Annotated in this window: 19 protein-coding genes; 7 read left to right on the forward strand and 12 right to left on the reverse strand. The window is 69.4% G+C overall.

The genetic code is table 11. The features are described from left to right. The first annotated feature begins 18 nt into the window (after window positions 1–18). Complete coding sequence (locus Q664_RS61980; RefSeq protein WP_235217199.1) at window positions 19–822, forward strand: hypothetical protein; 804 nt, start codon at window positions 19–21, stop codon at window positions 820–822. Between the two features lie 19 nt (window positions 823–841). Here Q664_RS61980 and Q664_RS50875 read toward each other — a convergent pair whose 3' ends face one another. The 5 genes from Q664_RS50875 to Q664_RS50900 all read right to left on the reverse strand — a co-directional run bounded on the left by Q664_RS50875 (window position 842) and on the right by Q664_RS50900 (window position 7,208). After that, on the reverse strand, window positions 842–2,227 hold the full coding sequence (locus tag Q664_RS50875; protein ID WP_043414714.1) for a hypothetical protein: 1,386 nt from the start codon (window positions 2,225–2,227) through the stop codon (window positions 842–844). Further along, window positions 2,224–3,645: a DUF1501 domain-containing protein gene (locus Q664_RS50880; RefSeq protein WP_043414716.1), complete on the reverse strand. Its 1,422-nt coding sequence runs from the start codon at window positions 3,643–3,645 to the stop codon at window positions 2,224–2,226. The genes Q664_RS50875 and Q664_RS50880 overlap by 4 nt, the downstream gene beginning before the upstream one ends. A 17-nt stretch (window positions 3,646–3,662) precedes the next feature. Next, on the reverse strand, window positions 3,663–5,459 hold the full coding sequence (locus Q664_RS50885) for a hypothetical protein (protein WP_043414720.1): 1,797 nt from the start codon (window positions 5,457–5,459) through the stop codon (window positions 3,663–3,665). Window positions 5,460–5,486: 27 nt separating this feature from the next. Next, a complete protein-coding gene (locus Q664_RS53960; protein WP_052519742.1) occupies window positions 5,487–6,503 on the reverse strand; it encodes a hypothetical protein in 1,017 nt (338 codons plus the stop codon). 99 nt (window positions 6,504–6,602) lie between these two features. Then, window positions 6,603–7,208, reverse strand: coding sequence for an MXAN_6652 family MXYO-CTERM-anchored protein (locus tag Q664_RS50900; protein WP_043414723.1), 606 nt, complete (start codon window positions 7,206–7,208; stop codon window positions 6,603–6,605). A gap of 206 nt (window positions 7,209–7,414) precedes the next feature. On the opposite strand from Q664_RS50900, the gene Q664_RS53965 reads away from it, so the two are divergent. Beyond that, a complete protein-coding gene (locus Q664_RS53965; RefSeq protein ID WP_052519743.1) occupies window positions 7,415–8,704 on the forward strand; it encodes an AAA family ATPase in 1,290 nt (429 codons plus the stop codon). A gap of 8 nt (window positions 8,705–8,712) precedes the next feature. On the opposite strand, the gene Q664_RS50910 is transcribed toward Q664_RS53965, so the two are convergent. The 3 genes from Q664_RS50910 to Q664_RS50920 form a co-directional block, all read right to left on the reverse strand. Next, entirely contained in the window at window positions 8,713–9,108 is a 396-nt protein-coding gene (locus tag Q664_RS50910; protein WP_043414725.1) for a hypothetical protein, read from the reverse strand. A gap of 11 nt (window positions 9,109–9,119) precedes the next feature. After that, window positions 9,120–10,127: a type 1 glutamine amidotransferase gene (locus Q664_RS50915; protein WP_084611028.1), complete on the reverse strand. Its 1,008-nt coding sequence runs from the start codon at window positions 10,125–10,127 to the stop codon at window positions 9,120–9,122. 108 nt (window positions 10,128–10,235) lie between these two features. Then, entirely contained in the window at window positions 10,236–11,090 is an 855-nt protein-coding gene (locus tag Q664_RS50920; protein WP_043414775.1) for an EamA family transporter, read from the reverse strand. A 250-nt stretch (window positions 11,091–11,340) separates the two neighbouring features. On the opposite strand from Q664_RS50920, the gene Q664_RS50925 reads away from it, so the two are divergent. The 3 genes from Q664_RS50925 to Q664_RS50935 all read left to right on the forward strand — a co-directional run bounded on the left by Q664_RS50925 (window position 11,341) and on the right by Q664_RS50935 (window position 15,085). Continuing rightward, on the forward strand, window positions 11,341–13,641 hold the full coding sequence (locus Q664_RS50925) for a nitric-oxide reductase large subunit (protein WP_063934918.1): 2,301 nt from the start codon (window positions 11,341–11,343) through the stop codon (window positions 13,639–13,641). Between the two features lie 200 nt (window positions 13,642–13,841). Then, window positions 13,842–14,162 (forward strand): hypothetical protein, encoded by a 321-nt coding sequence (locus Q664_RS50930; RefSeq protein WP_043414729.1) that lies wholly within the window; start codon window positions 13,842–13,844, stop codon window positions 14,160–14,162. 176 nt (window positions 14,163–14,338) lie between these two features. Next, the gene (locus Q664_RS50935) at window positions 14,339–15,085 is read left to right on the forward strand and encodes an AraC family transcriptional regulator (RefSeq protein ID WP_043414732.1); all 747 of its coding nucleotides are present in this window, start codon (window positions 14,339–14,341) and stop codon (window positions 15,083–15,085) included. 18 nt (window positions 15,086–15,103) lie between these two features. On the opposite strand, the gene Q664_RS50940 is transcribed toward Q664_RS50935, so the two are convergent. Further along, window positions 15,104–15,835 carry a TVP38/TMEM64 family protein gene (locus Q664_RS50940; RefSeq protein ID WP_235217200.1) on the reverse strand — a complete coding sequence of 244 codons (732 nt, stop codon included), beginning with the start codon at window positions 15,833–15,835 and terminating at the stop codon, window positions 15,104–15,106. Between the two features lie 144 nt (window positions 15,836–15,979). Here Q664_RS50940 and Q664_RS53970 point away from each other — a divergent pair, with 144 nt between their 5' ends. Then, window positions 15,980–16,558, forward strand: coding sequence for a hypothetical protein (locus Q664_RS53970; protein WP_152622852.1), 579 nt, complete (start codon window positions 15,980–15,982; stop codon window positions 16,556–16,558). Between the two features lie 222 nt (window positions 16,559–16,780). Here the strand turns inward: Q664_RS53970 and Q664_RS50950 are convergent, their stop codons facing one another. Together Q664_RS50950 and Q664_RS50955 are read right to left on the reverse strand one after the other, a co-directional pair. Beyond that, window positions 16,781–17,422, reverse strand: a complete 642-nt coding sequence (locus tag Q664_RS50950) for a zinc ribbon domain-containing protein (protein ID WP_043414734.1) — start codon at window positions 17,420–17,422, stop codon at window positions 16,781–16,783. A gap of 26 nt (window positions 17,423–17,448) precedes the next feature. Next, window positions 17,449–18,711: a glucan 1,4-alpha-maltotetraohydrolase domain-containing protein gene (locus tag Q664_RS50955; protein ID WP_043414736.1), complete on the reverse strand. Its 1,263-nt coding sequence runs from the start codon at window positions 18,709–18,711 to the stop codon at window positions 17,449–17,451. Window positions 18,712–18,909: 198 nt separating this feature from the next. Between Q664_RS50955 and Q664_RS50960 the strand changes: the two genes are divergently transcribed. Then, complete coding sequence (locus Q664_RS50960; RefSeq protein ID WP_043414739.1) at window positions 18,910–19,254, forward strand: hypothetical protein; 345 nt, start codon at window positions 18,910–18,912, stop codon at window positions 19,252–19,254. 10 nt (window positions 19,255–19,264) lie between these two features. Here the strand turns inward: Q664_RS50960 and Q664_RS50965 are convergent, their stop codons facing one another. After that, a complete protein-coding gene (locus tag Q664_RS50965) occupies window positions 19,265–19,924 on the reverse strand; it encodes a hypothetical protein (protein WP_043414742.1) in 660 nt (219 codons plus the stop codon). Between the last annotated feature and the right edge of the window lie 24 nt (window positions 19,925–19,948).

Below are 19,948 nucleotides of genomic sequence, written 5' to 3' on the forward strand. Positions count from 1 at the left end.
GATCGCGGAGATGACACCGTGAAAATCGAAGAGGTCTTCGCGGACGCATCGCAATTCACTTCGCCCCGATGGAGCGCTGCCAGGGCCAAGGGTCAAGCAGAGGAAAAAGAACTCTGGGACTACCTTTATGAACTCCCGTCCTTCATCCGAGAAACAGGCCAGGCCTATCGGTTCGAGGCTCATCTCGAGGGGCGCGACCCTGCTACTCGTCCACATCCAAGCGCCGCGTTACAGGCGCTCACGAAAGGGAGCGCGCGACAAGCGATGGAGCTCCTCCTGAAAGTGTGGGACGAAACGACCGAGCCTGAACAGAGACAGTCCGTGCTCGTTCTCACCCGCCTTCTCGACTTCATCGCCGACACGGGCCAGGCCGATGCATTCGACGACTACGTCAAGAACCGGCTCGAATATGCCCCGCTCGCCATGGCCTGGTTCGCGACGCGAGACGAGGCGGAAGCATGGCTGCGGGGACTCGTGGAGCCGCCAAGCCCCGCTCGAATCATCATCGGCGACGAGTACCATCGGGTGTGGTGCTCTCGCGAAGATAACGCTCGCTCCATCGCTCGCGATTACGTCATCGAGCCCTATATCGAAGCGCTCACTGCGAGAGGACTACCTCCCGCGGTGCCATCCTTCGAAAGCCGCGAGGACGCATCAGCATGGCTCTCAGAGCACCCGGTTTCTCCCTTTGGTTTCATCTCCATCGCAGGGGAGAGCCACCTCGCGGTGCACCACAAGAGGCTGAAGCGCCATACGCTTCACCCCGTGGCCTCCGCGTTGAGTGAATGGGAGGAGGAGAAGAAGCGAAGGGCCGGGAGATAACTCCCGGCCCCTGCCCACTTCAGTTCTCCACGGCTCCGGAGAGGAACACCCAGTTCTCGATGGACTGGCGCTCCTCATCGGGCAGCGGCGAGTTGCCGTTGAGCGGGTTGATGGGCATCCGGGCGCCAACGATGCTGCCGTCACCCGTGAGCTTGAGGACCAGGTAGCTCTTGTCCAGGCTGCCCGGCTGGATGAGGTTCATCGTGGGCTTCTGGAGGGAGGGCTTGAGCACCAGTCGCTCGTAGACCTCGTGCGAGGTGCCGAGCAGGTTCAACCCGCCCTGCGGATTCTCGCCACCATGGCAGCCGCCGCAGTTGGACTGGAGGATGGGCAGCACGCGCGCGCTCCACGTGTCCCCGGAGCCCGCGAGGCTCAGGGCCGACGGGTTCTCCGAGTACGAGCACGTGTTGTAGTCGATGGCCGAGCTCAGGCTCCACTGCCTGGCGTTCAGATCGAGCCCCTCGATGAAACACATCAGCGCCAGCATGTCCTGCACGTTGGGCGGCTGGTTGGCCAGCGGCATGCGCGTGCCGGGCACCGGCTGCTCCTCTCCCGTGGACGCCTTCATGTACCCGCGCAGGCGCGCCACCAGGTAGCTCTCCTCGGGCCTGCCCGGCTTGATGAGCGGCACGGTGTTGCCGATGATGCGCGCCCCGTAGATGTCGTTGCGGTTCTGGTCCCCCTGGACGATGCCGCTCGCCACCAGGCCCTCCACGGTGTCGCGCTGGTTCTCGCGCACCTCGGCGAAGAGGTGCTTCCGGTCACCGAGAATCCACCAGCGCGTCTCGTAGCTGGCGAAGGCCAGTTCCTGCACGTCGCCCTGGTCGTTGATGAAGTTGCGGATGAACGTGCCCGTGGCGTTGATGCGTTCGCTGTTCACCGGCACCGCGTCGTGCAGGTGCAGGTGCAGGCCCGGCGTGCTCTCGTCCGGCCGCGTCCCTCCCCCCAGCTCCGGAGTCTCTCCGCGGACGAGCTCGAACCAGCCAATCTCTATCTCCTTGAAGGCCGGCTCGCTGAAGCGGAAGCGGTCTCCCAGGCGCTCGCACCGGTCGAACACACCGGTCGCGGTTCCCGACTGCACGTTGCACGGAGCGCCAATGGAGGCCATGAAGGTCCCCGGCGTGTGCAGATCCGGGTACTCCTTCTGGTTGTGGCACACGCCGTTGGTGCCGCTGCAGGTGCGCATCACCAGCTTGCGGTGCAGATCAATCCCCGTGGGATAGATGAGCTGGGCCCCCAGCACATCCACGTCCGAGCCGGTGTACGGCGTCACGTTCGAAGTGCCAGCCGGCGTGGGGCGCTGCGGGTCGAAGGGGATGGTGCCCGGGTCATCCGTGTTGGAGCCCGGAGAGCCGCAGGCCAGCGCCAGGGCTCCGAGAGTGGCGGCGAGAAGAGAGCGCTTCATGCGAAGAAGTCCTGGATGGGGGCGTCGGCGGGGAAGATGCCCTGGTGGTCGGCACCGAGCATGTCCAACATCGTCTTGAGCACGGAACGGTACGAATACACCTGGCCGGTGGCCTTGAGGTTGGAGCGGTTCACCGAGCCGAGGCTCTTGCCGCCCTTGCCCGCGGCGATGATGACACCGCCCATGAAGGGCATGGACATCCACCGGGTGGCCAGGTCGCTGCCGTGGTCACTGCCGTTGGCGGAGTTGTAACGGCTGCCGCCCGTGGTGCGGCCGAACTCGCTGCCGAGCACCACCAGCGTCTTGTCCCAGTACGTCCCGCCCTCGGGGTGCTGCATCTTCTGGAGGGCCGTGCGCAGGCCACTCACCAGCCGGTTGGCCGCGTCCATCTCGTTCGGCAGCTCCATGTCCTCGCGCGAGTGGTAGTCGTAACCGCCCTGGTTGAGGAACACCGCCGGGCAGCCGAAGTGGAAGAGGCGCAGCGCGAGCGCCGCCCGCTGGCCCGTGCCGTCCGTGCCCAGCAGCGTGCGCAGCTCGGCGTTGCTGATGCCGTCCACCTGCTCCTGCGAGGCCTGCCCTTCGCCGCTCACCCGCAGCAGGGGGTCGCGGAAGATCTTCCCGTAGTCGCTCGTGGCCTTGCGCGTCTGCTGGTACGTCTCCACGCCGCCGCGCAGCGCCGTGTGCAGCCGCGCGTGGAAGCGGGCGTCCATCTTGCCGGGAAGGGCCTTGGCCCACGCCGGCAGCGTCGAGTCCGGGTCCACGCTGAAGCGCTCGAAGCCGCTGCCCTCCAGCACCGGCGGCCGGTAGGTGGCGTAGTCGCCCGCGCCCGTGGCCATGCCCGCCTCGCCCATGCTGAAGGCCGGCAGCAGGGTGACGCCCCGCGAGGCCGCCTCCTTCACGCGCTCGCGCACCCCGTAGTTGACGAGTGTGAGGAAGCCGGTGGCCCCCCCCACGTAGCCCGTGAGGAAGCGCTCCAGGCCCGTGCCGTGGCCCCCGTCCGCGCGCGCCGAGAAGGGCTCGTGGTCCACGCACGGCAGCACGCACATCTCGTTGGTGAAGTCGGTGACGGGCTTCATCCCCAGGTCTCGCCGGGGCTTGTTGGCCTCACCCTCCAACCACGTGGCGCGCTCCAGCAGCCTGCCCGCGCCCCACTCGGTGCCGGACGCGCGCTTGTCCGAGAGGCCGAAGGGGTTGAACTCGTCCGCCACGTCGCTGTTGAAGGCGGTGGTGAAGCGGAAGCCGCCGGACAGGCGGATGTAGATGAGGTGGCGGACGCTGCCGTGCCCGGGCGTCTGGGCACGGGCCTCGCCCGGCAGCCACAGGTGGGGGAAGGCCAGCGCGGCGGTGCCAGCGCCCAGCCCCTGCAACAGCCGGCGGCGGCCAAGAACAACGGACTTCTTGTCATCGGAGTCGGACATGGGAAGGGGCTCCGGGGCTAGTAGAAGACGCGCTCGGCACTGCCGAGCAGCGCGAAGCAGTAGGGACGGGCGAACTCCTCGGCCTTGCAGAGGGTCTGGGCACACGCGGTGCCCGCCTCGCGGGCCTCGGCCTTCTCGGTGGCATCCGGCGTGCGGCCGAGCAGCAGCCGGTACTGGTGGGTGGCGATCTGCTCGGCCAGGTCCGGGTCAACAGCGCGGCTCGGGCTCACCCCCTCGGGCAGCAGCTTCTCCACCGCGGCCCCCTTCACCCTGGGGTCCAGGGTGGGGTTGCACAGCTCCTGCACGAAGGACAGCTGGGTGGCGGTGGTGAGGATGCTCACCACGCGGAAGCGCCCGCCCGACACGTTCTCCGGGCAGCCGCCCAGGGTGCGCGCCAGGTCCGAGTAGCGCTCGTCCAGCTCGCCCTCCTTGTCCAGCTGCCAGCGCGACTCCTGCAGCAGGCTGAAGCTGGCGACACTTCCCGAGTCCAGCAGGGCCTCGGGCTGGCTGATGCGGTGGTCGCAGCCGGGCAGCTCGAAGCCGGTGTTACGCGCCATGGAGTCGATCCACACCTCGGCGTTCACCTGCTTGAGCGGACCATAGGTCCACCGGTAGGCGGAGGCCGAGGCGCCCTCGGCGGACTGGAGGTAGGCGGCGGAGGTGGCCACCGCGTAGTGCACCGAGCGGATGTCGCCGTCATTCTCCAGCAGCCAGCGCACCAGCTCCTCCCGCACCTCGGGCACGCTCGCGGACAGCTCATAGCCCAGGTACTGCACGAGCACCTCGTCCACCGCGCGCTCCCAGAAGGCCATGTCGCGCGAGAGGATGCGGCCCGGCGTCTGCAACTTCGCCCACTCCTCGGGCTTGAGCAGGCCGCTCCACATCGTGGTCTCGCGCAGCCCCGGGTCGCGCGAGGCGCGCAGGTCCGGGGTGAAGATGAGCTCGTTGTAGCCCCACAGCACGCTGGCGCACTCACCGCGCGACACCTCGTCCACCTGTCCGTTGTCGTCCAGGCAGCGGAAGCGGATGAAGGCGTCCGGCAGGCGCAGGCCCATCTGAGGATGATCGTAGTAGCCCGAGTGCCACAGCTTGTAGAGGCGCGACATGTCCGCGCGCTCGTGCTCGAAGGGCGGGCGGCCCAGGAAGTGGGTGAAGAGCGCCTCCGCCTTGTCACCCGGGTCCGCGTAGCGGCGGGTCAACACGGGGTGGGCGCTCACCACCGCGGCGAACAGGTCATACGGCACCTTGCCGCGGTAGAGCTTCTCCACCAACCGGTCCATGTCGTAGATGGCCTGGATGCTCGTCACCTCGTTGCTGTAGAGGAAGCGGTCCGCGGCCCGGCGCTGCTGGATGAGGATGAACTCGTCCATCTCCATCAACCGCTTCACCGTGGCGCCCCACCCGTCCACGCACGTGGCCTCGGCCTCGTCCGCGCCGGGCACGCGCCCCAGCATGTCCACGAAGAGCCGGCGGCAGGCCTCGGCGTGCAGGATGGGCCGGTTGGACAGGCCCACGCCCCAGAGGCTGCGGCACAGGCCGCGGTTGACGGGATTCTGTAGCCCCGCCCCGTTGCAGTACGCCACGCAGTCCGCGTCGCAGTCGGGCGGGCGCGTCTCGTTGGGGAGAGAGCCCACCGCGCGCGCCGCGGGCAGGGTGTCATCCCCTCCCGCGAAGGTGCCCGAGGTGATGGGATCGCCGTTGCCCACCATGCCACCGGGGCCCTGGGCCACATGGTCTGGCTCGAAGGTGTAGGTGGGCTGGCACGCGGCCAACAGGGTGAGGACGGAAAGGAAGAGCGTCCGAGACACAGTCATGCACGACTCCCTGCGAAAAAGGGTGCTTCAGAGGGAGAATTCAGCTCCGACAGACAGCCCCAGGCGCAGCCCCAGGGTGCTCCAGTTCTTGGAGTAGTTGAAGCCGGAGATCTCCTGGCTCGTGGCGAAGAGGTACTGCTGTCCAATCTGGCCGAGCACATCCGCGCGCAGCCAGATTTTGTCGGACATGCGCCGCCGCGCGCCCACGGACGGGCCCAGCAGCCAGCCCACGCGCGGCACGCTCCACACGGCCACTCCCTGGGTCTGGAGCCGGGAGATCGTCTCCGCGAACTCGAGGCCGGGGATGAGGAGGGAGAGGCCCGCGCGGGCGGCGAAGACGACCTCCATCTTGTCGGCGACGGGCAGGCCGTACTCGCCGGAGGCGAACAGCTCGTTGTAGATGCCGAAGCCGAACTGCTGGCCTCCGGACGCGGCGTAGTTGCCGAAGATGCGCACGCCCGCGCCCAGACGCAGCCGCTCGCTCACCGCGGGCACGGGCGTGTTCACCCAGGCCGTGATGGACAGGAAGCCCGCCGAGTAGTCGAAGGACTCATCCAGACGCGTGGCGTTGATGTACTGCACGCCCGACATCCGCGCCCCTTCCAGGTAGAGGTCGGGGCTCAAGCCGATGCGCATGGGGCCCGAAACGAGGGGCGCCTCGTCCTTGCCCTTCGCGGCGGAACGGGACGCCGAGGACTTCTGCGCCGGAGCGGGCCGGGCTTCCGCCACGACCTTGGACTCACGGGCGGGCCGGGGAGGCGGCGCCTCGGCGACCTTCGTCTCCACGGCGGGCTCGGGAGCCGCTTTCGCCTCGGCCGCGGGGGCGGGCTCGGCGGGAGCGGGCTCGGCGGCGGCGGGCTGAGCGACCGGCTCCGCGGCAGCTGGCTTGGAGGCGCGCGTCCGGGACGACTTCGACGACTTCGCGGACTTCTTGGGAGCGGCCTCGGCCGCCGGAGCGGCGAGCACCAGCAGCGCGGAGAGGAGGCCGCAGCAGACGCGAGACAGCGGCTGGAACATGTTGCGCGAGCGGAGGGAAGGCAGCACGGGGGGACTCGGGAGCAGGAGACACGGGGGGACGGCGGGGGACTGCCCTCCTCCCGGGCCCCAGCCGGACACGGGAGGAGGTACGCAACAGCGGATGGCTCAGCTACGGCGGCGGCGGCGCAGCAGCGCCAGGCCCGTGGTCAGCGCGAACGCCAGCACCGGGGCGCCACCGGCGGAGGAGCAACCACCCTCCTCTTCCTGCGGCTCGTTGTTGCCGGTGACGTTCACGGTCAGCGACGTCGTCGCGGCTGCGTCTCCAGTGGAATTGTTGTCACCGTTGACCGAGTTGCCAGCGGCGAAGATCTTCACGGAGCCGGCCGAGGGGGGCGCAACCAGCGAGAAGTTGAAGGTGATGGCGCCGCTGGCGGCGGGCTTGGGCGCGTTATGGGTGAGCTCGTTGCTCTGCTTCTTCGAGCCCGTGCCGGGCTCGAGCGACGCCGCCGTGTTGTCCACGGCCACGTTCATGCCGCCCCTCAGGCCCGGACCCCCGGTGATGGTGAGCGTGTACTCGCCCGTCGCGCCCGCGGCGAGCGACGAGGGACCGGTGAGCGTGACCGTGGGCGCCGTACCACCGCTGTGGCAGGAGGAGCACGTCGCGGCGGACTTGCCCGAGTTGCCGGTCATACCGGTGGAATTGGCGAAGGCGGGGGCGGACAGCAGGCACGCCGAGAGGACTCCAGCAGCGGCGTACGAGGGGAACTTCATACAACCTCCATGAGTGGGGGCTCTCTTTTTAACTCGCTTCGCCCCCTGCTTCCCATGGCCCCCTGATACTTCACGCGGGCGTCACCCCGTACGGACCGTATGGCCGGAGAAGAGCCGTATGGCCGTAAGAGTTCCCTACATCCGGTGCCCACGTCCCCTGGGGCTCCAACATCTCACGAATGCCCACAAGGGGGCCCGGTGAGGATATGGTGCGGCCCCACCCGCTCACGTTGGCCCTCCGCATGTACCTGCGCAGCCTCACGCTCCAGAACCTGAAGCTCCTGAGGGACGTCGCCATCTCCTTCACCCGCTCGGACGGGGAGATCCGGCCCTGGACGGTCTTCGTCGGGGAGAACGGGCTGTGCAAGACGGCCGTCCTCCAGGCCATCGCCCTCGCCGCGAGCGGCTCGTCGCTGGGCAGCGAGCTGGCGGATGTCACCTCCCTGCCGGACCGGCGGCTGCCCTCCAGCGAGCTGATGCTCATCGGCGCCGAGTTCACCTTCGGCACGGAGGGCCACAAGGCGCGCGACTACCCGGGCCTGGAGAAGAAGCACTCGCTGCCGCCCTATGTGCGCAGCTCGGTGGCGGCCAAGAGCACCTGGCGCGAGCTGGTGGGCAACTCGAGATACGTGGGCGTGGAGCACACGCGCGTGTTCGATCCCATCCGCGAGGCGCGCCGCACGCAGTTGCCGGGGTGGTTCGTCGCGGGCTACGGCGTGGCGCGCGCCCTGCCCCGTCCCAACGCCATCCAGGGCGTGGGCCTGTCGGATCCCATCAAGCAGCGGCTGGCGAACCTCTTCGACCAGGGCGGTCTGATCGCCACCGGCTTCGCGGACGTCTTCGAGCCGGCGCAGGCGAAGGCGTACTCGCGGGTGCTGAAGCAGGTGCTGCTGGAGGGCAACCTGCTGCCGGGCCTGGTGGACCTGGAGCTGAAGAGCCAGGGCATCGTGCGCACGCGGCAGGACATGCTGGACGCCCACCGGTTCGAGCTGGAGATGGGGGGCCAGCGCATCCAGGTTCCCGCCACGTGGCTGTCCCACGGGTACCAGAGCTCCATCGCCTGGCTGGCGGATCTGATCGGCCACATGCTGCTCGAGGCGGGCAAGCCCGTGGCGCCCGAGAAGATGGAAGGGCTGGTGCTCGTGGACGAGCTGGACCTGCACCTGCACCCGCGTTGGCAGACGGCGCTCGTTCCCGCGCTGAAGAAGATCTTCCCGCGGCTCCAGTTCATCGCCACCACGCACTCGGCGATGCTGCTGCCGGGGCTGGAGCAGGAGGAGGTGCTCGTGCTCCGCCAGGACGAGGACGGCAACGTCGACGTGGCTCCGGCGCCCGCCTCGCCCTCGTGGCTCACGGGCAGTGAGCTGTTCGACGTGTTCTTCGACAAGAAGGGCAAGCCCCTGCGCGGCAGCCGGAGCCCCGCCCCCCGCAGGAAGCAGCCCGTACCGGAGAAGACGCGCGCCCCCAGGACGGCGGCCCGGACGAAGCGGAAGTAGGGCCCGTCTCAGTCCGTCTGGGTGAGGTACCGCACGAGCTCGTCCTCGTCGTCCGTCACCAGCCGCGTCACGCCATCCTGCTTGGCGTAACGCTTGACCTGCAGCAGCCCGACGGCGCTCTGGACGAGCACCCCCACCTTGCGGAAGCCACCAATCCACCGCAGGCGGAAACGCTGGAGGGCCGCTTCGAACTCGGGATCGTTCCGGCCCGGAGCCGCCCGGATGTCGATGAGGAGCGTGTGGCGGGCACGGCCCAGGTCATCCAGCGCCTTGATGAGCCCCTCGAAAGAGACCTCCAGGTCCCGCATCGACGTGAACGGCTTGTCGCCGCGAATGTTGCGGACGATGCCCGTCCCTTCATCCACCAGGGCGGTGAAGTACTCGTTCCGGAAGATCTGCTTCATTGCCGGTTCTTCTATACCGTCAGGGGCTCCGAGGTGAGGGCCTCCGAGCCGGGCGGCACCTCGGCATCGGGCGAGTCCAGCAGCACCAGCAGGGGGATGGCCGACCCGGTATCCCCGAAGCTGGCCATGCCGCGCACGGTGCCCTCCACGCGCGAGCCATCCGGCCGCTTGAGGGAGAGCGTCTGCCCCACCCGCACGATGGGCGCGCGCCGGGGAATGCCGGGCGAGAGCAGCACCCCCCGGCCCGCCAGCCGTTGGATGGCATCCACGGTGAAGAGGTAGCGCTCCCCGCCTCCCGCTCCCACCTGCCGCGCGAAGAAGGCGGCCAGCCGCTCCAGCAGGAGCATCGCGTGTTGCTGCACCCGCAGCACCCGGGGCCCCTCCCGCTTCAACAGCTCCTCGGCGGTGAGCCCCACGCGGCCCGCGTCTTCCTGGGCGCGGCCAGCCCACCGCTCGAACAGGGCCCCATCCACCTCGGGATGGAACCGCACACCATAGGACTTGCCCACGCGGAAGGCCTGGTGCGGATAGCGCGCCGTCGAGATCAGCTCCTGCGCTCCCGGGATGGGCTCGATGGCGTCCCCCTGCCAGTGCAGGACGTCGAAGAACTCCTCGAAGCCGGCGAACAGCGGGTCCGCCTGTCCCTCCATCGTCAGGGCCACCGGATGCACGCCCAGCACCGGGCCCTTCTCACCCGGGCCGACACGGGCCCCCGCCGCGGTGGCGAGCAACCGCGCGCCCAGTCCGATGCCCAGGCTCGGCCGGCCCGCTTCCAACCGGCGGGCCAGCAAGCGCCGCTCCTCCTCCCACAAGGCGGGAGGCTCTCCCTCCGGGTGGCCCAGCGACTTCCCCATCACCACGACCAGGTCCGCCTCCGTGTCCTCCGGGTGTGGCTCTCGCGTGCGGACATCCAGGGAGAAGCCCGAGCGCCGCAACGCGGGGCCGAGCTGCCCGGGGCCGTCTTCTTCATCATGAAGGAGGATGACGGCGGTTCGGGGGGACGGAGGAGGCGCGTTCATGCCGGGAACATTGGCACGCGGCTGACGCGGTGCAGGGTCCAGAGTCCTTCACGAAAGGCCCTCCTGCCCCGCTCCATCCTCTGGGTGACAGTGCCGGGCGCCGGGAGCTCAAGGCCGGGGCCACCCCAGCAACACGGCCCCGAGCATCACCAGTCCAGCACCGAGCAGTTGCCGCCGTCCCATCCGCTCGCCCTGGAGCGCGCCGAGCCCCAGCGCGAACGCGATGGACGTGTTGCGCAGGGTGAGCACGGCGCCCGTGCCGCTGTGCACCAGGGCCAGGAGCAACAGCGAGAAGGACAGCGTACACAACAGCCCGGCCACCACGAGGAGCAGGGGCCGGGTCATCACCTTGCGGCGCAGCACCCCCCAGCCCGCCTCCTCGCGCCGGCGCATGAGGACGAGCAACGGCAGCGCCACCCCGAGTGACAGCGTGAAGAGGGCCGGAGGCTGGGCGCCCTCGCCCAGGGCGCGCTTGTAGCCGAGGTTGAAGCCGGCGATGCACGCGGCGCTCACCAGGGCCCAGAGCACCCCCTCGCCCACCGCGCCCCGGGGAAACACGAGGTTCATCGCCGCCATGCCCAGCGCCACCAGGGCCGCGCCGGCCACGGAGCCGGGGGTGAGCTGCTCGCCCAGCCACAGCACGGACACGGGCCACACGAGCAGCAGCGCGCCACCCCGGGACACCGTGTACGCCAGCCCCAGCGGCGCCCGGCGCAGCGCCCGCGCGAGCGCGACGAGGTAGCCGCTCTCCAGCACCCCGGCCACGAGCGACCAGGACAGGGCCGCGGACGTGGGAAACGCCGCCCCCTCCAGGCCGAGCGCCCAGAGCGCCCCACACACCACGGTGACGGCGATGACGCCCACCACGGCGGACTCCGGATCCTCGTGGCGTTTGAGGAGCGCATTCCACAGCGCGTGGAAGAACGCGGACGACAGCACCAGCACCAGCGCGGCGGAACTCAACGCACCTCCGGGGAACGAACGCGGGAAGGCCGCGCACTCCACGCGAGGAGCCCCTCGACTTCAACCCCCTCGCCTCCCCGCCCCCCTTCCCCACAAACATGTACCAGCCATGCACATTTTGCGTCCCCCTGCTGGCGAACGCACCGGTTGCGCGCACGAAGCGTGTGGGCCCGAGGGGAAACGGCCTGGAACGGGCCTTGCTCTGGGAGGACCCAACCTGGTGACACCCTCCTTTCAGGAGCACGCGGTCATGCAACACCGAAAGCTCTGGCTCGGCCTTGGCGCCGTCGTCCTCGTTTCCTTCCTGGTGCTGGGGGGCCAGGGAGTCCGCATCTCGCGCACGCTGCCACCCATCCCCGAGAAGGTGATGACGCCGGACGGCACGGTGCTGCTCACGGGCGAGTCCATCATGCGGGGACAGAACGTGTGGCAGTCCATCGGAGGGCAGCAGGTGGGCTCGGTGTGGGGCCACGGCGCGTACGTGGCGCCGGACTGGAGCGCGGACTGGCTGCACCGCGAGGCCACCTTCGTGCTGGACACCTGGGCCCGCGCCGAGAGCCGCGCCTCCTATGCCCTGGCCCCGGCCGAGCGGCAGGCGGCGTTGCGCGAGCGGCTCGCCGCGATGATGCGCACCAACACGTATGACGCGAGCACGGGCACGGTGACGGTGGAGCCCGTCCGCGCCGAGGCGATGCGTGACAACGCCGCCCACTACGCGGACGTCTTCTCCCAGGGCCGCTCGGCCTACGCCATTCCCCAAGGAGCGCTCACGAATCCCGAGAAGCTGAAGGACCTGGGCGCCTTCTTCTGGTGGACGAGCTGGGTGACGTCGACGAACCGGCCCGGGGACACCGTCAGCTACACGCAGAACTGGCCGCATGAGCCGCTGGTGGGCAACCAGCCGGCCCCGGGCGTGCTGATGTGGAGCCTGGCCTCGGTGGTGCTACTGATCGCCGGCGTGGGCGCGCTCGTCTGGTACCTGAGCGGCAAGAAGGAAGAGGAGGAGCCGGTGCCGCCCGCGAAGGATCCGTTCTCCGGGATGCAGCTCACCCCGAGCCAGCGGGCCACGGGCAAGTACTTCCTGGTGGTGGTGGCGCTCTTCCTGGCGCAGGTGGGGCTGGGCGGAGTGACGGCGCACTTCGGAGTGGAGGGCGCGGGCTTCTACGGCGTGCCGCTGGCGAAGTACCTGCCCTACGCGGTGACGCGCAGCTGGCACACGCAACTGGGCATCTTCTGGATCGCCACGGCGTGGCTGGCCACGGGCCTCTTCGTGGGCCCGGCGGTGAGCGGGGTGGAGCCGAAGTACCAGCGGGCGGGCGTCAACTTCCTCTTCGTGTGCCTGCTCATCATCGTGGTGGGAGCGCTCTTCGGGCAGTGGGCGTCGGTGCAGCAGCGGATGGGCAGCGGGGACTACTGGTACTGGTTCGGTCACCAGGGCTGGGAGTACGTGGACCTGGGCCGCTTCTGGCAGATCTTCCTCTTCGTGGGGCTCTTCGTGTGGCTGTTCCTCACGGCGCGGGCGGTGTGGCCGGCGCTGAAGAAGCCGAGCGAGGGCCAGCCGTTGTTGGTGCTCTTCGTCATCTCCTCGCTGGCCATCGCGTCCTTCTACGGGGCGGGGTTGATGTACGGGCAGCGCAGCCACATGGGCATGGTGGAGTACTGGCGCTGGTGGGTGGTGCACCTGTGGGTGGAGGGTTTCTTCGAGGTGTTCGCCACGGTGGTGATGGCCTTCCTCTTCACGCGGCTGGGGGTGTTGTCGCCGCGAGCGGCGGTGCCGGCGGTGCTCTTCACCACCGCCATCTTCCTGGGCAGCGGCATCATCGGGACGTTCCACCACCTGTACTTCTCGGGGACACCGGCGTCGGCGATGGCGCTGGGCGCGACGTTCAGCGCGCTGGAGGTGGTGCCGCTGGTGCTGGTGGGCCGCGAGGTGTGGAGCCACATCCGCCTGTCGAAGCTGCCGGGGTGGATGGAGCAGTACCGCTGGCCCATCCTGTTCTTCATCGGGGTGGCGTTCTGGAACCTGGTGGGCGCGGGCCTGTTCGGCTTCCTCATCAACCCGCCGATCGCGCTCTACTACATGCAGGGGCTCAACCTGACGCCGCTGCATGGCCACACGGCGCTCTTCGGGGTGTACGGCATGCTGGGCATTGCACTGATGCTCTTCTCGTTCCGGATGATGCAGCCGGACGCGAAGTGGAAGACGAAGCCGCTGGCGTGGGCCTTCTGGAGCATCAACGCGGGGCTGGTGTTGATGGTGGTGCTGTCGCTGTTGCCCATCGGGGTGCTGCAGACACAAGCGGCCATCGAGCGGGGCACGTGGTGGGCGCGCAGCGCGGAGTTCATGCAGACGCCGCTGATGGACACACTGCGCTGGCTGCGGGTGCCCGGGGACGTGCTCTTCGCGGTGGGGGCGGTGCTGCTCGCGTGGTTCGTGGTGGGACTGAAGACGGGCTGGTCGCTCGAGCGGGCCGAAGCACCCCGGACGAGGCCCGAGCCCGAGAGTCTGGGAGCGGCGGCCCCGGCCCACGCCGTCCTCCCGCACCGCTGAATCCACCCCCCACTCGCCCCAACCTCCCCTCTCCCCCCGGGAGCAGATCATCCCGCGGAGCCGCCCGCCGCTGCGCGGCCAGGTCCCGGACATAGGCGCGCATCTCCTCCGTCACCTCGGCGAACTCCCGATGGACCCGGGCCGCCTGCTCGCTGCCCGTGACGGCGTAGCCGAGCGCCATCATCACATCGCTCCAGTGCTTGAAGCGTGGCTGGTCCGCGAGGGGAACCCCGAGCATCTCGGCGATCACCCTCAGGGGAAGTGGGACGGAGAAGTCCTCGGCCAGCTCCATCTCCCCGCGCGAGCGCGTCCGGTCCAACAACTCGTGGGACAGCGCCAGGATGCGCGGCTCGAGGCTCGCCACGGCCCGGGGGGTGAAGGCGCGCATGATGAGGGCGCGCAGCTTCGTGTGGCGCGGCGGATCCATGAAGACGAGCCACTGGGACGTCATCGCGGACGGAGGCGCCACGACGGAGCTGAACGCCTCATGGTCCTGGAGCGCGCGCTTCACGCTCTCGTAGTCGAAGAGCATCCACAGGTCCGAGTGCGGCTCATGCAGCACGGGAGAGCGGCCGCGGAGCTGCGCGTACGCGGGATGGGGATCGCGGCGGACCTCATCGGAGAAAAGGTTCATCATCGTTCACGGCCTCCAGGCCCGGAATCGAGGAACGGAGGGATACGTTAGGGTGGGCGGGACATGGGGCGCTTGAACGAATCGCGGATGGGAGCGGTCATCACGGAAGCGTTCGCGGTGAGGGCCTCGACGGCGACGGAGTCGACACTCCACGTGCAGCACGGTGCGGCGCTGCTCGTCGGACTGGACGGAGACGTGACGGTGACGGAACCGGGCCGGGCGAGCGTGCGCGGGCGGGTGGTGGTGGTGCCCGCCCACCAGCCGCATGCCGTGGCCAGCCCCGGACCCACGCTCGGGCTCCTCTACGATCCGGAGCTGGCCTCCCACGTCGCGAGCTACGCACACGGACGTGGCGGCGCCTTCCCGCTCGAGGGCCGGCTGGCGGCGAGGCTCGAATCGGCCCTCACCGCGCACCGCGCGTCCCTGTCCCAGCCCGAGGTCCTCGCCGGCCTCGCACACGAATACGCGGACTGGCTCGTGAAGGAATCGCCGCGCTCCGAGCCGGCCCCCCGCATCGCCCGGGTCCTCAAGGCCCTGCGGACTCCGGACGCCGACTGGCGCCTCGCCGCCGCGCGCACGCGGCTCTCCCCGGCGCACCTGCGCGCGCTCTTCGTCCGCGACGTGGGAATGCCCATCCGCACCTTCCAGCTCTGGCGCCGGCTCCTCGTGGCGGTGGCGGCGTCCGCGCGCCTCGATGCGACGAGCGCGGCGCACCTCGCGGGCTTCGCGGACCTCGCCCACTTCTCGCGCACGTGCCGCCGGATGCTCGGCTACTCCCCGACGGCGTTGCGCAGCGGACTGCTCTCCTGAGCCGCCGAGGGAACCTGGCTAGGGGCCAAGCCGCTTGCGCAGGGCGTGCAAGGCCCACGCGCTGAAGAGGATGCCGAGCGCGCCCAGGGCCAGGAGCACGAGGGAGCGCTGCTTGAGGAGGCTGGAGCCGAGGTAGACGGTGCCCACCGCGTACGGCAGCTCCGCGACGGCCAGGACGCGCAGGTACCTGCGCAGCCCATAGCGCGCCAGCCCGAGCACGTAGCCGGGAATCTCGGAGGGGACCGCGAGCTGGAAGAGGAGCACCAGGCCAAAGGAGCTGTGCTGGGAGATGCGCTCCTCGTAGCGGCCGAACAGCTCGTTGGACACGAGCCGGCGGACCACCGGCCGGCCCCAGGCCCGGGCGATGGCATAGGCGCAAGCACCGCCGAGCATCCACCCGCACCACAACAGGAGCACGCACACGGCCTCGCCCCAGGTGTGGATGGCCACGGGCACGAGCACCGCGCTGCTGAAGAAGGCCAGCATGGCCGAGAACGCGGACAGGAGGACAAAGAGCGCCGCGCCCCAGAAGGGATGCGCCTCGATGACGGGCCCGGCCTTCCCGAGGAGCCAGGACATGGCGGACTGGAACGTCTCGGAGGAAGCGAGCAGGACCAGCCCTCCGAGCACGAGCAGCAGCACGAGCACTCGCTTCCACTCCACGGAAGGCAGCTCCATCCGGCTCGGCGTCATCGTGCTCCGTGGCATCCAGCGCTCGGAAGAGGGAGGTGAGACCTGAAGGATGGTCATGCGGGAGGACCCGGCCCGCGCCCCCGCCATCGAGCGCTCTCCAGCACCCTCGCGGAGGGGCCATACGGCCGCCCGGTGGGAGCTGGGAAGGTGACTCCCCATCATTAGAAGCAGGACAGAGAAGCAAGACGGACGGGAGGCGGCATGCGACCCAGGACGAGCGGACTGATGGCGGGAGCGGCGATGCTCCTCATGCTGGCCGGCTGCGAGAAGCGCGAGGCGCGGGCACCGATGCGGGAGCAGGAGATGGCGTCGGCGCCCGAGCAGTCGGAGCCCGGCACCACGAGCGAGAGCCGGCCCACGCCCCCTCCTCCGGCCGCACGGCCACTCCCGCGCGAGGCGCCCCCGGCGAGGGCCGAGACACCACGGCCCACCGAGCCACCGGCCCAACGGGAGCCGGACGACACCGCGGCGAGCCCCACGCAACCCCGGCAGGTCTCGGGGGAGGTGCTGGCCGTCACCGGGAACCAGCTGCACGTGCTGTCCGCGGCGGAGGGACAGGACGTGCGGATGCTCATCATCTCGGGAACGGAGGTGCGCGTGGATGGCCGTCCCGCCACCCTGGCGGAGATCCGCGAGGGCGGCGAGGTACGCGCCACGTATGAAATCGCCGAGGGTGAGCCCATCGCCTTGATGGTGGAGGTGCGCAACCCCGGGGCACCCCGGGAGCCCGAGGAGCAACCCCTGTTGGATCAGCCCAGGATTCCGAAGAGCGACGACTGAGCCGCGTTACCGGCTCGCGGGAGCGGGCGTCACCCCCTCGACGCGCGTCTTGCCGTCCTTGAGGAGCCAGCGGCAACCATCACGAAACGGCGAAGGGGATTCGACATGGCGGGTCCAGTCGTTGAGAGGGGACACCAGCCCAGGAAAGTCCCCGCTCCGCCGTGCCACGGCCACGCGGTCCTTTCGTCATGGCCGTGCCATGACGCGAGGACCCGGCGAGACTCAGCCGCCCCGGGACGTGCCGCACTCGCCGCAGAAGCGCGCGGTGGGCTTCATCTCCGTACCGCACTGGGTGCAGTGCACCTTGGCGGCCGCGAGCGGCTTGCCGCACTCGGGGCAGAACTTCCCTCCCTCGACGCGGGCGTTGCAGTGGGGGCAGGCCGAGGCCGCCGCCGTGCGGTGGGCCTTCATGTCCAGCGACTCCACCTGGTCCACCTTGCGCGCCTTGTCCCAGGCCTGCTCCACGGACACCTTGGCCTGGATGTGCGCGGCCTCCTCCTGGAGGTCCGGCGCGCACGACTCGCACAGGCCACGCGACTCGTTCCAGCACGCCTGCGGGCACACCCACTGGCCACAGCGGGTGCAGTGCTTGAAGTGCTTCTTCCCCTCCTCCACCGCCTCGGAGTAGGCGTCGTCCCAGGCGCTCCCACGCAGGGCGTCCTTCACGTGGTCGCCCGCGTAGGCCGCCCGCGACAGAGAGCCCCCGAAGAAGGAGCCCGCCGCCTTCAGGAAGCCCGCCGCCAGGCCCATCTTGTTGGCGATGAAGGGAGACATGTGCCCGTTGCGGCACTTGTCGCAATGGAACTCGAACTGGAAGCCGTAGTTGTTCGAGCGGTCGGTGTAGTTGCGGGTGAACTGGATCATCACCCGCGATGCTACCCGAGCCGGGCCTACTTCTTCCAGACGGCCCAGTTGGTGCCCGAGTTCACCAGCGTCCAGCCGGTGCCCGGAGACCAGGAGCCGGGGCCGAGCTTCATCGCCAGGCTGCCGCTGTTGCCGGTGATGGTGGCGGCGTACTTCGTCGTGTCCGCGGCCACGATGCTCACCGCGGAGGTGGAGGTGACGCCCTTCTCCTTGCGCGCCGCGATGAGGCTCTTGATGGCCGCGGCGTGGCCCCAGTCATAGAAGTGCACCCAGTAGACGCAGGGGATGCCCGGGTGCGTGAGGATGTACGCGTAGCCCTGCATCACCTTGTCGCTGGGGAAGGGCCAGTGGTTCTGGCCACCACTCGGGTGGCTCGGGCCCGTGTCGTGGTTGTCGATGAACGTCACCGATTTGGCGGGCCACCAGCCGATGGCGCCCTGGGGCTTTCCATCGCTGGCCTTGAGCCGCCAGAACTCGTTGTACTGCACGGCCTGCTGGAGGATGCCCTTCGTCGTGAAGTCGAACGCGCCCGATTTGCCCCCGGTGGCGTTGATCCAGTTCATGATGAGCTGGCGGTGCGGGTTGACGTCGTTGAGGTTGAGGTCCGTCCACAGCTCGCCCACGGAGAAGTAGGGCACCGTGGCGTTGTTGTAGCCGCCCACGTACGAGCCGCCGTACCCCTTCACGTAGTCATAGCGCCAGCCGTCGTAGCCGATGCTGGACTTGAGCCAGTTCATCCAGCCCTTGATGTCGCTCTGGACGGTGCCGTTGGTGTGGTCCAGGTCCCGCGCGGCGCTGAAGCCGTCGCCGGTGTCGGAGTTGCCGGTGGCGCCCGTCCACTCGTCCCCCCGCACCACCGCGGACGAGCCCCAGGTGGGGTTGGTGAAGTCCGCCCAGTTGGCGGTGCCCACGCGGTGGTTGACCACGATGTCCGCGATGGCCTTCACGCCGTGGGTGTGCAGCGCGCCGATGGCGCTCTTGAGCTGCGCGTCCGTGCCGTAGGAGCTGTTCTGCACATACAACTGCCGCGGCAGGTAGCCCTCCCGGGCCGCCGAGTCACCCGAGGGCGGGAACCACACCATGGTGAAGCCGCTGGCCTTGATGTCCGAGGCCTTGCCCTGGATGACGCCCCACCAGGGGGACGTCTCGGTGGACCGCCAGTGGAAGCCCTGCAGCATCACGTCGCTGCTGTTGCCATCCAGCGGCCCCGCGTACGCGGCCGTCGACGCCAGCAGGCCCAGGGCCCACGACAGGGACACCATTCCGCCAGACACCTTCTTCGTGAACATTCGGTGCTCCGAGTGAAACGGGGGGAAAGCCGGGAGGCGATTTACAGGCGGTTTGCTGGTCAAGCGAGCACCGGCACGGAAAACATCCTGGGAAGAACGCTTCCAGTCCGGGGCAACGGGAACGATTTCGCCCTCATTGAAAAGAAAGGTGCGGAAAACGGGTGGGGCACGCGCCAGGGGGGCGTTAGGATGGGGGAAATGGCCGAACAGTCCCCCCCCTATTGGGTCCTCATCTCGGTCCTGTTCAGCTCCCAGCCGTTGACGCCCACGCTGGCCATGACGCTGCATCAGGTCGCGTACGACCTCTACCGGCGTGGCGACACCGTGCAGCCGGTGGCGGGAGATCTGCTCACGGGCAAGGTGCACAACCTGCGCAAGGACGTGCAGATGGGCAGCATCTCGGGCCCCGCCTTCGAGGCGGAGATCGAAACGGAGCGGGGCTCCGGCGTGGTGCGCTTCCTGCTCACCCGTCAGGGGCTGGAGATGCTGGAGGCCGGGCCGCCGCAGCCGCCCGCGCCGCCGCGCCCCAAGTACCTCAACTAGTGCGGCACCTTCAGTGCACCCGGACCTTCTCCACGCGCTCCTTGCGCGGGAGCTTGGGCTCGGTGGAGGGCCGGGGCCGCTTGCGCGTCACCATGCGGGCAATGCCGTAATAGAGCTGCTCCTCGGTGTACACCTTGCGCACCCCGCGCGTGCCGGGGACGTAGGCGGGGCCGGGCCGCTCCAGCCACTGCAGCACCTTCACCTCGCCCGAGTAGGCGAAGGCCTCCAGCACCTCCTTGGGGCAGTGCTTGAGGTAGCGGCGCACCAGCGGCCGCAGCCGGCGGGGGAAGTCCCTGCCCAGCACCGAGTGCCTGCGCCCCGCGTGCAGCGTGCCGTCGAAGCGCCGCGACATGTGGAAGAGCTCGTGCATCACCGTCTCGACACGGGCCTTGGGCGTGGAGGAGCGGAAGAAGAGCGGGCGCAGGGTGATGCAGTAGAGCATCCGCTTGCCCTTGAGCCGGACGATGGGCTTGCGGCGCCCGGCCCGGTCCGTGCTGAGCCCACCCCGGAAACACAACGGCTTCACCGTGCCCCGCGAGGCCCGCCGCGCCTCTCCGGCGATGACCAGGATGCGGCTGGCCCTCACATGGGAGAACTCGGGCATCTTCGCGGCGATGTCGCGGATGAGCGAGCGGATGGCCTTGTTGAGGTTCGGGCGACGGTGGGCCACGGTTGTAGTCAACAGTGTACCCGA

Origin of the sequence: Archangium violaceum Cb vi76, assembly GCF_000733295.1 — a bacterium.
In the GTDB taxonomy this organism is placed as follows: Bacteria; Myxococcota; Myxococcia; order Myxococcales; family Myxococcaceae; genus Archangium; species Archangium violaceum.